Source organism: Dietzia timorensis (genome assembly GCF_001659785.1).
GTDB lineage: Bacteria > Actinomycetota > Actinomycetes > Mycobacteriales > Mycobacteriaceae > Dietzia > Dietzia timorensis.
Genome location: NZ_CP015961.1, coordinates 1,088,855 through 1,101,856, shown reverse-complemented (window position 1 = coordinate 1,101,856; position 13,002 = coordinate 1,088,855). Strand labels below are relative to the sequence as shown.

The 13,002-nt window shown below is 68.0% G+C and carries 13 protein-coding genes; 5 read left to right on the top strand and 8 right to left on the bottom strand.

The genetic code is table 11. The annotated features are described in order from the left end of the window. Nucleotides 1-110: 110 nt before the first annotated feature. The 3 genes from BJL86_RS05070 to BJL86_RS05060 form a co-directional block, all read right to left on the bottom strand. Nucleotides 111-1,247, bottom strand: a complete 1,137-nt coding sequence (locus BJL86_RS05070) for a hypothetical protein (protein WP_075844861.1) — start codon at nucleotides 1,245-1,247, stop codon at nucleotides 111-113. Beyond that, nucleotides 1,240-2,634, bottom strand: coding sequence for a phosphomannomutase/phosphoglucomutase (locus BJL86_RS05065; RefSeq protein WP_075844860.1), 1,395 nt, complete (start codon nucleotides 2,632-2,634; stop codon nucleotides 1,240-1,242). The genes BJL86_RS05070 and BJL86_RS05065 overlap by 8 nt, the downstream gene beginning before the upstream one ends. A 151-nt stretch (nucleotides 2,635-2,785) precedes the next feature. After that, on the bottom strand, nucleotides 2,786-3,172 hold the full coding sequence (locus BJL86_RS05060; protein WP_067478741.1) for a DUF3499 domain-containing protein: 387 nt from the start codon (nucleotides 3,170-3,172) through the stop codon (nucleotides 2,786-2,788). Nucleotides 3,173-3,429: 257 nt separating this feature from the next. On the opposite strand from BJL86_RS05060, the gene BJL86_RS05055 reads away from it, so the two are divergent. Further along, a complete protein-coding gene (locus BJL86_RS05055) occupies nucleotides 3,430-3,876 on the top strand; it encodes a metallopeptidase family protein (RefSeq protein ID WP_082908768.1) in 447 nt (148 codons plus the stop codon). A gap of 72 nt (nucleotides 3,877-3,948) precedes the next feature. On the opposite strand, the gene BJL86_RS05050 is transcribed toward BJL86_RS05055, so the two are convergent. Next, nucleotides 3,949-4,257, bottom strand: a complete 309-nt coding sequence (locus BJL86_RS05050) for a WhiB family transcriptional regulator (protein ID WP_067478744.1) — start codon at nucleotides 4,255-4,257, stop codon at nucleotides 3,949-3,951. 191 nt (nucleotides 4,258-4,448) lie between these two features. Between BJL86_RS05050 and cofD the strand changes: the two genes are divergently transcribed. Both cofD and BJL86_RS05040 read left to right on the top strand, forming a co-directional pair. After that, a complete protein-coding gene (gene cofD / locus BJL86_RS05045) occupies nucleotides 4,449-5,429 on the top strand; it encodes a 2-phospho-L-lactate transferase (RefSeq protein ID WP_067478747.1) in 981 nt (326 codons plus the stop codon). Then, nucleotides 5,426-6,793, top strand: coding sequence for a coenzyme F420-0:L-glutamate ligase (locus BJL86_RS05040; RefSeq protein WP_232229012.1), 1,368 nt, complete (start codon nucleotides 5,426-5,428; stop codon nucleotides 6,791-6,793). Before cofD ends, BJL86_RS05040 begins: the two co-directional genes overlap by 4 nt. Here the strand turns inward: BJL86_RS05040 and manB are convergent. Next, on the bottom strand, nucleotides 6,775-7,845 hold the full coding sequence (gene manB, locus BJL86_RS05035; RefSeq protein WP_067477861.1) for a mannose-1-phosphate guanylyltransferase: 1,071 nt from the start codon (nucleotides 7,843-7,845) through the stop codon (nucleotides 6,775-6,777). The genes BJL86_RS05040 and manB overlap by 19 nt on opposite strands. Before the next feature lie 26 nt (nucleotides 7,846-7,871). Further along, nucleotides 7,872-8,768, bottom strand: a complete 897-nt coding sequence (locus BJL86_RS05030) for a glycosyltransferase family 2 protein (protein ID WP_067477864.1) — start codon at nucleotides 8,766-8,768, stop codon at nucleotides 7,872-7,874. Nucleotides 8,769-8,865: 97 nt separating this feature from the next. Between BJL86_RS05030 and BJL86_RS05025 the strand changes: the two genes are divergently transcribed. Together BJL86_RS05025 and BJL86_RS05020 are read left to right on the top strand one after the other, a co-directional pair. Further along, nucleotides 8,866-10,440, top strand: a complete 1,575-nt coding sequence (locus BJL86_RS05025) for an LCP family protein (protein WP_067477868.1) — start codon at nucleotides 8,866-8,868, stop codon at nucleotides 10,438-10,440. A gap of 67 nt (nucleotides 10,441-10,507) precedes the next feature. Beyond that, nucleotides 10,508-11,224, top strand: coding sequence for a TIGR03089 family protein (locus tag BJL86_RS05020; protein WP_067477871.1), 717 nt, complete (start codon nucleotides 10,508-10,510; stop codon nucleotides 11,222-11,224). 24 nt (nucleotides 11,225-11,248) lie between these two features. Here the strand turns inward: BJL86_RS05020 and BJL86_RS05015 are convergent, their stop codons facing one another. Together BJL86_RS05015 and purE are read right to left on the bottom strand one after the other, a co-directional pair. Further along, entirely contained in the window at nucleotides 11,249-12,421 is a 1,173-nt protein-coding gene (locus tag BJL86_RS05015) for an acyl-CoA dehydrogenase (protein WP_067477874.1), read from the bottom strand. 51 nt (nucleotides 12,422-12,472) lie between these two features. Further along, nucleotides 12,473-12,994, bottom strand: a complete 522-nt coding sequence (gene purE, locus BJL86_RS05010) for a 5-(carboxyamino)imidazole ribonucleotide mutase (RefSeq protein WP_257787302.1) — start codon at nucleotides 12,992-12,994, stop codon at nucleotides 12,473-12,475. Nucleotides 12,995-13,002: the final 8 nt, after the last annotated feature.

The following is a 13,002-nucleotide window of genomic DNA, read 5'->3' as shown; positions in this document are numbered from 1 at the left end:
TCCGCTTCGTCGCGCCCCTTCTCTTTCACCCGAAGCGGCACCTAGCCCACTCCGGTATCGGTCTCGTTCCATGTCGGTCGCGTGTGTGCGCATATGTCCTCGAACACCCGCTAGGCCGCGACGAGCGCGTAGGCGGCTGCGAGTTCGCAACACGCGCTCAAGGCCATCGCCTCGACGACGAGTTCGTCGAAGCTCAGCTCCTGCGCTGGAGCCGATGGGTCTCGGTCGACGGACTCTTGCCCGGCCTCCCGCATATCGATCCAGGACACGACGCCGAGGCCGGCGGCGAGGTGTGCCACCCTTTCGGCGCTTACGGCGAGCGCCAGACCGAAGTACGTGGGGCGAAGTCCGCTGTGCTTCGGTCCGTCGATGAACTCGTCGTGGAAGATGTCGTCGGCGGCTCCCGCTGGGCCGGAATCCTTGGCTGCGAGAACCGGGCTCACCCGAAGCGCGTCCGCGAGCGGCGAGGTCGTCGTGGGCCGTCCCGATTCGGTGAACGCCTGGGCCACGCGACCGGCAACGGCTCCCGCAACCTCGTCCTCGAAGACGATCTGCGGCGCACTCGATTCCGCAACCTCGCGGGCGAGCAGCTTCGCAGGGTTGACGGGAACGGCGAGTTCCGGCCCATTTGCCGAGAGCCGCTCGTCGACGACGTCCGCGGCCGCCTCGATATCGATCCCGGACACCCCGAGAGCCGAGAACAGGGCGAAGCCCACGGCGAGGTGCCGCAATATCGCGCGCTCCGGCGCGACGAAGGCAAGGGGCTCGATCCACGAGACGCCGGATTCGCCGACGTGTGCGGCCGGGCCCTCCTTGGGCAGATCACACAGCACGTCCGCGCCGCGCTTGCGGGCCACCTCGATCGCCTCGGCCTGCACGGGATCGCCGGCGTCGGCGCCGGAGACCACAACGACGTCCAGAGCGCCGACCCAGGCGGGAATTCGGTGTTCGATCACGACGGGGAATCCGGGGAACTGCTGGTGCGAGGCGAGAACCGACGTCACGATTCGGGCCGCCGCTGCCGCCTGGCTCGACCGGCCGACGACCCACACGACCGCGCGCGGGCGCGCGCCCCGTAGCCCGTCGAGGGCACCCGAACGTACCGCAGTGGCCACCGCGCGGATCTGTCCGCCTCCGGTCGCCGCTCCGAGCACCGCACCCGAGGTGTCGGCAGCGCGAATGGCGTCCGCGTCGTCGAGGAGGTCCTCCCCGTGCGAGGGAATCGTGGGCAACACCGAATCAGGCACGAATAATCGCCAACACTTCCGCCGTGAGTTCGTCGACGCCCGCCCGCGTCGGCGCCTCGGCATTAAGGCGCAGAAGCGGTTCGGTGTTCGAGGCGCGGATGTTGAACCAGGTTCCCTCTCCGAGGTCGATCGTGATGCCGTCTAGCCGGTCGATCGCGCGGGCACGCGAGGAAAACATGTCCGCTACGGCCTCCATCCGCTCGCTTTGCGCTTCGGCAGAGGGCAGCTCGGAGTTGATCTCCCCCGAGGCCTCGTAGCGTGAGTACTCGGCCATGAGCTCCGACAAAGGGCGATCCTGTCCGCCGAGCGCGGCGAGTACGTGCATCGCCGCGAGCATGCCCGAGTCGGCGCCCCAGAACTCGCGGAAGTAGTAGTGCGCCGAGTGCTCGCCTCCGAAGACGGCCCCCGTGCTCGCCATCTGTCCCTTGATAAAGCTGTGCCCGACGCGCGTACGCACTGCGATACCGCCGGCCTCATGAACGATCTCGGGGACCGTATGGGAGGTGATGAGGTTGTAAATGATCGTCGCACCCGGCTCCTGCGCCAGGGCGCGCCTCGCGACAAGGGCGCTGATCGCGGACGGTGAGACCGGGTCCCCGTTCTCGTCCACGACGAAACACCGGTCGGCGTCGCCGTCGAACGCGAGGCCGATGTCCGCACCGCGCTCGCGGACGAGCTGCTGCAGGTCCACGAGGTTCTTCGGTTCCAGCGGGTTCGCCTCGTGGTTCGGGAAATTACCGTCGAGCTCGAAGTACAGGGGCGTGATCTCGAGGTTCGGCAGGTTCAATACAGCGGGGACGGTGTGGCCGCCCATTCCGTTACCCGCATCGACGGCGACCTTGAGCGGCCGGACCCCACTCAGGTCCACCAGGGACCGGAGGAACTGCCCGTAGTCCTCCAATACATCGCGCTCCGAAAGGGAACCGGCGGGGCCGTCGAAAGCGGGGACCCCGGCGACGAGTTCTTGGGAGATGACGTCGAGCCCCGAATCCTGTCCGACGGGCTTGGCGCCGGCGCGGCACAGCTTGATGCCGTTGTACTTGGCGGGATTGTGGCTGGCGGTGAACATCGCGCCCGGACAATCGAACGTGCCCGAGGCGAAGTAGAGCTGATCGGTCGATGCCAGGCCGATGGATATGACATCCAGGCCCTGCGACTGCACTCCCTCACCGAAGGCCGAGGCCAGCTCGGGGGACGATTCGCGCATATCGTGGCCCACGACGACCTGGGCCGCGCCCTCGGAGCCCATGAGCTTGCCGAACGATGCGCCGACATCGCGAACGAATGCGGCATCGATCTGCTCGCCCACCACCCCGCGAACGTCGTACGCCTTGATCACGGCGGCGATTTGCTCAGGCGTACGCGCCGCGCTCGAACCGTTCGACATCAACACACTCCACTCGTTCGGCGACTATTCCGATGCTCGTGCGGACGCCCGGGACGGCTCCCGAGAAGTCCTCACGAAATAAGACTGACCATGGTTTCGTCCTCAAGGCTACCGCCCCAGAACATACTGCAGGTATGCATCTTATCTTCGTTTACTCGTCGGGGTGCACTACCCGTAGATGAGCTCGCCTACCTGGGGTTTTCTGATCGTCCCCCGGACGCTGCCTGCTCTTGAGTCGGCGAAGCCATTCCGGATCCGCCGACGTTCCCGATGCGCCCTGCGTCGTATCGACGACCGCGTCGAGGAGCGCAGTGAGATCGGGGTCGGAATCTATCTCGAGATCGGGGTGGCGCACCATGTTCCACCCGCGGGGCGGGGAAATGCGCAGCGCATGAGTCGCGCACAGGTCCCAGGAATGGGGTTCTTTCTCTTGTGCGAGCGGCCCGACCACGGACGTCGATTCGGCATAGTTATACGTCAAGGTCGCCACCGCCCGATTGGGGCAGGCGGCTCGTACGCATCGCCGAACTGTACTCACGACTTCCCAGCGTAGACCCGGCCGGCGCCGACTGCAGGAGCGACTCGCCGGGCGCGCAGGTCGCACACGGCGCGGCCACGGCCACTAAAGTTCGGACCATGAGTCAGTCGGCGCGCGGAGGCGTGGGCGGCGGAAAGCCCGCGCAGGCCCAATGGAAAGAGATCCCCGGCATCCCGGGGCGCGACGAACCCCTGGTGGGTTCGACCATCGTGATCCGCCCCTTCCCCACGGACTCGCGCCGTCCCACACCTCGCAGAGTGACGTCGCGCAGCGCCGCCCGCCGTGGCGCCGGAGTTCGTGGCCCCATTCTCCCGCCCGAGGTGCCGCGGTGGCGCTCGCGTTCGGGCGATTTCGACGCCGCCGTGCTCGAGGCGTTCGCCCAGATCGACCAGCTGTGGCACGCGGAGCTGACCAAACTCGATCTCGCCGTCGACACCGTCCCCCGCATGCGGTTGCGGGCGGGGCAGTCGTGGCCACCGGAGGTCATCGCCGACGCGCAGGTGCCCCTCGGCCGTCTCATCCCGGCGGGGGTCGACCGCACAGGCCAACCAACGAGGGCGCGGGTCGTCGTGTTCCGCCAACCGCTGCTCCGGCGCACCGATTCGCAGGAGGAGATCGTCGAGGTCGTCTACGGGCTACTTGTGGAGCTGGTCGCGCTGTACCTGGAGATCTCGCCGGACGCCGTCATCCACGGCCCCGATTAGCGACTTCGCGGCGACGGCAGAAATGACGAAAACCCGGCCCACGGAGGCCGGGCAGACGACGCGGGCGGAAAGCTACTGGCCCGAAGCCTTCTTGAGGCGACGGCGTTCGCGTTCGGACAGGCCACCCCAGATACCGAAGCGCTCATCGTTCGCGAGAGCGTATTCCAGACATTCGGGCTTGACCTCGCACCCGGTGCAGATGCGCTTGGCTTCGCGAGTCGAACCGCCCTTTTCGGGGAAGAACGCCTCCGGGTCGGTCTGTGCACACAGGGCGCGGTCCTGCCAGCTTTCCTCTGCTTCCGCGAACAAAGCACTGACTTCGAGATCCAGGAATGTTGCGTCCTTCGGCGCGTGTGTAGGCCGTTCTAGGTCCACGCTCATCCCTTTCCATGCTTTTGCGGTCTCAGCTGTTTCTCGCCGGATGTTCCGTACCCCACCGTTGTCGTTTCGAGGGGGAATGACACACATGTGATTACACACTTGTCGGCTAGGCGCGTCAAGTGAATGCCCAATGACACAGGTTTTCCTAAGGCGCGCGCGGCGGTGCCGCAGCCATGGTTAGGCTGGTCTGCGTGAAGCTGTGTGTATTGGTCGGCGGAGTCGGCGGCGCGAAGTTCCTCATGGGCGCGCGCGAGCTGCTCGGTACCGACACCCCCGGAAGCCCCCATACCATCGATGCGGTCGTCAACATCGGCGACGACGCCTGGATGCACGGACTGCGCATCTGCCCCGATCTCGACACGTGCATGTACACCCTCGGCGGCGGAATCGACACCGAACGCGGCTGGGGCCACAAGGGCGAGACCTGGAACGCGAAGGAAGAGCTCGCCGCCTACGGCGTCCAACCGGACTGGTTCGGCCTCGGCGACCGCGATATCGCCACCCACCTTGTTCGCACGCAGATGCTCGACGCCGGTTATTCGCTCACCGATGTCACCGCGGCGCTGTGCACACGGTGGAAGCCCGGCGTCACGCTTCTGCCCGTTTCCGACGACCGGAGCGAGACGCACGTGGTGGTCTCCGATCCGGCGCACGCAGATGCGCCCAAGCGCGCCATCCACTTCCAGGAGTGGTGGGTGCGCCACCGTGCGGAGATCCCGACCGAATCCTTCACCCATATCGGCGCGGAACAGGCCACACCCTCCCAGCAGGTGCTCGACGCGATCGCCGGAGCCGACGCGATCGTCTTCGCCCCGTCGAATCCGATCGTGTCGATCGGCGCGATTCTCGCGATCCCCGGGGTGCGCGCCGCGCTGCGCCAGGCGAAGGCCCCGATCGTCGGAATCAGCCCGATCATCGGCGGCGCTCCCCTGCGCGGCATGGCCGACCGCTGCCTCGAGGTCTCCGGGATCGAGACCTCCGCGTCCGCCGTGGCGCGCTGGTACGGTTCGCGCTCGGGTGCGGGCCTGCTCGATGCGTGGCTCGTGGCCCCCGGCGATCACGCCGCCGTCGACGGTGTCGACGTTCGGGAAGCCCCACTGCTGATGACGACGCCGGAGCTGACCTCCACCATGGTCGCCACGGCTCTCGAGTCCGTGGGCTGCGCGCCGTGAGCGAGCACGCCGCCGCTGGTCCGATCGAGATCTGGGCGCCCGACGGCCTGCCCGATTTCCGGCCGGGCGACGACCTCGCGGGCGCTCTCGCGCGCGTACTTGGGGACTCGCCGCAGGGCCTCGCCGACGGTGACATCGTCGTACTCACCTCGAAGGTGCTCTCGAAGGTCGAGGGGCGGCTTGTTCCCGCCCCCACCGATCCGGAGGCCCGAGATGTGTTGCGCCGCCGATTGATCGATCAGGAGACGGTGCGCGTCGTCGCGCAAATTAAGCGGACGCTTATCACCGAGAACGCGCTCGGGATCGTGCAGGCGGCGTCGGGCGTGGACGGTTCGAACGTGGCCGCGGACGAGATCGCGCTTCTGCCCGAGGACCCCGACGGCTCCGCTCGAGCGCTCGCCGCCTCGCTCGCAGAGCTCACCGGGTGCCGGGTCGGCGTGCTCGTCACCGACACCATGGGGCGCGCGTGGCGCACCGGCCAGACCGACGCGGCGATCGGCGCCGCCGGGGTCACCGTGCTCGCCGGGTACGCGGGGATGGTCGACGCCGCCGGGAACGAGCTGTTCGTCACGGAGATCGCCGTGGGCGATGAGCTCGCCGCCGCCGCGGACCTGGCGAAGGGCAAGACCGGCGCGCGCCCGGTCGCCGTCGTCCGGGGTTGCGCGCACCTGGTGACGGGAGCGGCGACGTCATCCGGGGCCGGGGAACTGATCCGCGAAGCCGGGTACGACCTGTTCCGGCTCGGCACCAACGAAGCGCTCGCGGCCGGCCGCGTCGAGGCCGTGCCCGCGCGGCGTTCGGTGCGCGAGTTCGCAGCCGACCCGGTACCGCCCGAGCTGCTCGAGCAGTGCGTCGCCGACGCGCTCACCGCGCCGGCGCCGCACCATTCACACCCCGTCCGGTTCGTCAGGGTCGCCGGCCCGCGGCGCACCGCACTTCTCGACGCGATGGCCGCGGCGTGGGAGGAGGACTTGCGCGCCGACGGGTTCTCGGCGGATCAGCGCGCCGGTCGGATGGCGCGCGGGGACATCCTCAGGCGCTCCCCCGAACTGGTCCTGGCGTTTATCTGTGAGGACGCCGGTCCGCACGACTACCCCGATGCGCGGCGCGCCGCGTGCGAGGAGACGATGTTCACCGTGGCGGGCGGCGCCGCCGTGCAGTCCCTGCTCGTCGCGCTCGCGGCACGCGGGCTGGGATCCTGCTGGGTCGGTTCGACGATCTTCGCCGCTGAGGTCTGCCGCGCCGAACTCGACCTCCCGGAGAGCTGGCGGCCGCTGGGATCGGTCGCCGTCGGCTACCCCGCAGCGCCGGTGCCGGAAAGGCAGCCCTCCGCCGCGGGCGAGTACTACATGTCCGTGGAGTAGCGGATCCCGCCGTCGGGGATCTCCACGCCGGGCCACACGCGGGCGCCGCGCAAGAGCTCGCAGCGCGCGCCGATATCGGCTCCGTCGCCGATGACGCCGTCGCGGACGAGAGCCCGCGGTCCGATACGCGCGCCGAAGCCCACGATGGAACGCTCGACGACGGCACCTGCCTCGATCTTCGCGCCATCGAACACGACCGCGCCGTCGAGCCGGGCACCGGCGCCGATCTCGGCGCCGCGCCCCACGACGGTCCCGCCGATGAGCACCGCGCCGGCACCGATGCCTGCGCCCTCGTGGACGAGCGATTCGCCCTTCGCCTCGGGAAGCGCAGGCGACGGCGCGATCCCGCGCACGAGGTCGGCAGACCCGCGGACGAAGTCCTCCGGTGTCCCCATGTCGCGCCAGTAGGCGGAATCGACGTGCGCGAACACGCGGCGCTCGTCGGCGATGAGCTTGGGGAACACCTCACGCTCGACCGACACCGGCACGCCCGCCGGGATCTCGTCGATCACCTCGCGCTGGAAGACGTAGGTGCCCGCGTTGATCTGGTCGGTCGGCGGGTCCTGGGTCTTCTCGAGGAACTGCTCCACGCGGCCGTTCTCGTCGGTCATCACGCAGCCGAAGGCGCGCGGGTCTGCGACGCGAACCAGATGCATGGTGACGTCGGCGGAGTTCTTCTCGTGGGTGTCGAGCACGTGGCGCAGATCGGTACCACCCAGCACGTCCCCGTTGAACACCATGATCGTGTCCGCGGTGAGCGCGTCGGCGACGTTGCGTATGCCGCCGCCGGTGCCCAGTGGCTCGTCCTCGACGACGTAGGCGATCTCCAGGCCCAGCTCCGACCCGTCGCCGAAATGCTCTTCGAACACCTCCGCCTTGAAGGATGTCCCGAGCACCACGCGATCGATGCCGGCGGCTTTGATGCGCGCGAGCAGGTGGGTGAGAAATGGTAGTCCCGCGGTCGGCAGCATCGGCTTGGGCGCTGAGATCGTCAGCGGCCGCAGGCGCGTACCCTTACCTCCGACGAGAACGACGGCCTCGGTGGTGCTCATGTTCGTCCCTTCGAAATTCCCTGGTTCTATTTCGGCGCGCGCTGCGCCGCGCGCAGAGCGACTCGCTGCCGCAGGCGGAGCCCCAGCCAGAGTGTCCACCGAAGCGGCGCGAGCAGCGGGCCCCGGTGGCGGTCCGCCTGGAAACGGTAGGCGCTGGCGTGATGCGCCGGAAGCATTTTCTCCGGCACCGCGTTGGCGGCGTGACCCTGGTCGTGGTTGATCACGGCGCCAGGCACGTAAACATTATCCCAGCCGGCACGGTGCAGTCGGTCCCCGAGATCGGTGTCCTCGAAATACATGAAGTATCGCTCGTCGAACCCGCCGACCGCCTCGAAGGCCTCTCGCCGGATGAGCAGGCACGAGCCGGACAGCCAGCCGGCGAGGCGCTCGTGGTCCATCTCCTCGCCCTGGCGGTAATCCCGGGACCACGGATTTGCAGGCCACACCGTCCCGAAGAGCGCGTGTCCGATGCCTGTCCGGAGGCGCGGGACCGCCCGTGCCGACGGGTACGTGCTGCCGTCGCCTTCCACGATCCGCGGCCCGAAGGCCCCTCCCCGGGGGCAGCGGCGTCCGGCGTCGACAAGCGTGTCGATCGAGCCGGGCCCGAACTCGACATCCGGGTTGACGACGAGGATCCATTCGGCATCGATCCGGCCGGCGAAAGCGGGGCCGGACAGCCATTCGTACGCCCGGTTGATCGCGGTGCCGTAGCCGAGGTTTCCGCCTGTGGGGTAGAACTCGACGTGGTCGTGCGACTCGGCTGCCCGTTGCGGCGAATCGTCGGTCGAGCCGTTGTCGGCGCAGACGACGACCGTCTCGCGCGAGGTCGCTTTTCCGATCGAGTCGATCAGCGCCTCCAGGTGTTTGCCTGGAGAAAAAGTCACGGTAATCACTGCAAGGCGTGGCGTCACGCTTGCCACCATAAAGGGCGGATACCTTATCCTTGGTATTTCACGTTGATCGCCGGGCAATCACACGGCTAGGTCGGCCACGCTCAAGCAAGAAGGAACAGATTCGTCTATGGCACTGTCACGATCCGCCAAAACGATCGGCCGCGGGGCCGCCGCAGTCGCGGCGGTGGTATCCCTGACGGTCACCGGAGTCGGCTGGACGATGGTGCGCAGCCTCGAATCCTCGATCGCCGAGGACAGCTCGCTGAGCTTCCACGGAGACGGCGAGGACGGCGCGGTCGACATCCTTCTCGTGGGCTCCGATACCCGTACCGACGCGCAGGGCAACCCCTTGTCCGAGGAGGATCTGCAGCTGCTGCGTACGGGCGACGAGGCCACGGACAACACGGACACGATCCTGCTCGTGCGCATCCCCAACGACGGATCCTCGGCGACCGTGCTGTCGATCCCGCGCGATACCTACATCAACAACCCCGACCTCGGTCCGACGAAGATCAACGGCGTCTACGGGCAGTCGAAGAACCAAGTACTCGTCGACGGCGGCATCGGTGACGATCCCGAGGAGATGACCGTCAACGACGCCGGAGAGGAGATCATCGACGACTCGAAGGCGGACGACGATCTGCGCCGCGAGGCGATCTCGGCCGGGCGCCAGACGTTGGTCGATTCGGTCCAGGACCTCACCGGCGTGCAGGTCGACCACTACGCGGAGATCGGGCTGCTCGGTTTCGTCCTCCTCACCGACGCCGTCGGCGGCGTCGAGGTGTGCCTCAACGAGCCGGTCGACGAGCCGCTCTCGGGCGCGAATTTCCCCGCCGGGCCGCAGACCATCTCCGGATCGGACGCGCTGAGTTTCGTGCGCCAGCGCCACGACCTGCCCGCGGGCGACCTCGACCGCATCGTCCGCCAGCAGGTGTACATGTCTCAGCTCGCGAGCCGCATCCTGTCCACGGGCACGCTTACCGACCCGGGCAAGCTGCAAGCGCTCAACAGCGCGGTGTCCCGCTCGCTCGTCATCGACCAGAACTGGGATGTCATCGATTTCGCGGTGCAGCTCCAGAACATCTCGGGCGATGACGTGAGCTTCGAGACGATCCCGGTGACCGCCATCGACGCCACCGGCGCCTACGGCGAGTCCGTGGTGACCGTCGACAAGAACGAGGTCCATCGCTTCGTCGCCGGGTTCGGCGGGGTCGACGCCGCGGCCGCCGCGTCCGAGGAGGCGAAGGCCGCCGGGCTCGATGTCGACCCCGGCCAGGTCACGGTCGATGTCGTCAACGCGACGTGGATGGACGGTCTCGCCGACGACGTGCAGCAGGCACTCACCGGTGGGGGCTACGTGCCGGGCGAGCTGCTCAGCGAGCCCGAGTCGGCCACCACGAGCCAGGTCTTCGCAGCGTCGGCGACCTCGGACGAGGCGGAACAGGTCTCCGAGGCACTCGGCGGGCTGCCGATCCAATCGGACTTCAGTCTGCCCCCGGGTGCCGTGCGCGTCGTCATCGCCGAGGATTACACCGGACCGCGCGCCTCGATGGGCGCCGAGGGCGAGCAGGCCGGCGCCGAAGGCGAGGCCCCCGAGGGCGAGAACCCCGATTGGGTCCAGGCCTCCGGCAGCGAGCTCCCGCCGGAGATCGCCGAGCGGCCGAAGTTCGACGCGACCCAGAACGTCCCCTGCGTGAACTAGCGTGTTGCACCTACGCGGGCCGACGGCCGACGTCCGCTAGCGTCCGGCGTCGGTTACCATCGCGTCCATGACGTTTACCGACGATCTCCTCGCCCCGCGCATGGCCGCGGACCCGGCCGCGCCGCTCATCACCCACTACGACGCGGCGGAGGATTCGCGCATCGAATTATCGGTCGTGACGTCGCTGAACTGGGCCGCCAAGATCGCCGGATTCCTCCGCGACGGTATCGGCGCGCTCCCCGGTGACGAGGTCGCGATCGACCTGTCACCGCATTGGCTGGCCGCCGCCATCCCGCTGGGCATCTGGTGGGCCGGGTGCAGCGTGCGACTCGCCGGCTCCGCCGCAGAACAATCCACCCATGACGGCGGAGATGCCGATTCCGAACCGGTCGCCACGATTTGCACGATCGATAGGCTGGGTGCCCACGACGACGCCGACGAACTCTACGTCGCCGGGCTCGACGCGTTCGCGATGGCCCCGCTCGATCTGCCGCCGGGGGTCTCCTCGCTCGTGTCCGAGGCGCGGATCTTCCCCGATTCCTTCGCGCCGTCCCCCGGGGCCGGGGCGCAGCGGCCGCTGAGCTGGATCGACACCTCCGCCGTCATCCAGCGACCTGGTCGGGTGTTGAGCGTGGACCCGGGCACGGCCGAGATGGTCGAGACGGTGGTGGGAACCTTCGCCGCGGGCGGCTCGCTGGTTCTTGCAACGGGTGGTCCGACAGACGACGCCGCCCGGACGTCGTGGCTGGACGACATCCGGGCGGCGGAGAAAGTCGACGACTAAGCGCCGACGGTGACCGGCAGGGGCCTACTTGCCGATGACCTGGCGTGCCATGACCATGCGGCAGATCTGGTTGGTGCCCTCGTAGATCTGCGTGATCTTCGCATCGCGCATCATGCGCTCGACCGGGAAGTCACGGGTGTAGCCTGCGCCGCCGAAGAGCTGAACGGCGTCGGTCGTGACCTGCATGGCCACATCGGAGGCGAAGGTCTTCGACGCGGCAGCCATGAAGCCGAGCTTCTGATTTCCGGGGGCGAAGCCGCGCTCGGCGTTCGCGGCGGCGGTGTAGACCATAAGGCGCGCGGCCTCGATCTTCATCGCCATGTCGGCGAGCATGAACTGGGTGTTCTGGAAGTCCGAGATGGACTGGCCGAACTGCTTGCGGTCCTTGGTGTACTCGATCGCCGCGTCGAGCGCGCCCTGCGCGATACCCAGGGCCTGCGCACCGATGGTCGGACGCGTGTGGTCGAGGGTGCGAAGCGCCGTTTTGAAACCGGTGCCCTCTTCGCCGAGAATGCGGTCACCGGGGATACGGACATCCTCGAAGTAGAGCTCCGCCGTGGGAGAGCCCTTGATGCCGAGCTTCTTCTCGGTCTTGGACACGCCGAAGCCCTCGTCGTCCTTGTTGACGAGGAATGCGGAGATGCCGCTGGCACCCTTCTCGGGATCGGTGACCGCCATGACGGTGTACCAGGTAGATATGCCGCCGTTGGTGATCCATGCCTTGTTGCCGTTGAGGATCCAGTCGTCGCCGTCCTTACGGGCACGGGTGCGCATCGAGCCGGCGTCGGAGCCCGCCTCACGCTCGGACAGCGCGTAAGAGGCCATCTTGCCCTCGGCGATCTCGGGCAGAACCTGCTTCTTCAGGTCCTCGCCGCCATTGAGGATGAGGCCCATCGTTCCGAGCTTGTTCACCGCCGGGATGAGGGAGGAGGAACCGCAGACGCGGGCAACTTCCTCGATGACGATGCACGTGGCGACCGAGTCGGCGCCCTGTCCCCCGTATTCCTCGGGAACGTGGACGGCGTTGAAGCCGGAGGCGTTGAGCGCGTCGAGCGCCTCCTGCGGGAATCGCTCCTGTTCGTCGACGTCCGCGGCGTGCGGCGCGATTTCCTTTTCGGCCAGCGCGCGAATCGCCTCGCGGAGCGCTTCGTGCTCCTCGGCCGGCTGATAGAGATCGAAATCCGGGTTACCAGACACTCTGGTTCCTCCTAATCGAGTTAATGTTCGTTACCTCATGCTAACCGGTGCTCAGCCCAGTAGGCGAAGGCGCAGCGCCTCGTCTTTCTCGTGGACCTTCTGCTCGAGGTCACTCTGGAACGCGCGCATGCTGCGCTGCAATTCGGGGTCCGACGCCGCGAGGATTCGCACGGCGAGAAGTCCCGCGTTGTTCGCGCCGCCGATGGACACGGTCGCCACCGGCACGCCGGCAGGCATCTGCACGATCGACAGCAGCGAGTCCATTCCGTCGAGTTTGGCCAGCGGAACGGGAACGCCGATCACGGGCAGCGGCGTCGCCGCGGCGACCATTCCGGGCAGATGCGCGGCACCGCCGGCGCCTGCGATGATGACCTGCACTCCGCGATCCGCGGCGGTCTCTGCGTAGTCGAGCATCTTCCGGGGCGTGCGGTGCGCGGAGACGACCCCGACCTCGAAGGGCACGTCGAACTCGAGCAACGCCTGTGCCGCGTCTTCCATGACCGGCCAATCCGAATCGCTGCCCATGATGAGCCCCACCCGTGGCCTACGCGCGTTCGGGTCGCGTTCGACCAGCGACTGCT

Bases quoted from the DNA above. Each gene is read 5' to 3' on its own strand.
- BJL86_RS05065 (WP_075844860.1), bottom strand. From the start codon at position 2,634: ATGTCGAACGGTTCGAGCGCGGCGCGTACGCCTGAGCAAATCGCCGCC.
- BJL86_RS05050 (WP_067478744.1), bottom strand. From the start codon at position 4,257: ATGAGCGTGGACCTAGAACGGCCTACACACGCGCCGAAGGACGCAACA.
- manB (WP_067477861.1), bottom strand. From the start codon at position 7,845: ATGAGCACCACCGAGGCCGTCGTTCTCGTCGGAGGTAAGGGTACGCGC.
- BJL86_RS05030 (WP_067477864.1), bottom strand. From the start codon at position 8,768: ATGGTGGCAAGCGTGACGCCACGCCTTGCAGTGATTACCGTGACTTTT.
- BJL86_RS05025 (WP_067477868.1), top strand. From the start codon at position 8,866: ATGGCACTGTCACGATCCGCCAAAACGATCGGCCGCGGGGCCGCCGCA.
- BJL86_RS05020 (WP_067477871.1), top strand. From the start codon at position 10,508: ATGACGTTTACCGACGATCTCCTCGCCCCGCGCATGGCCGCGGACCCG.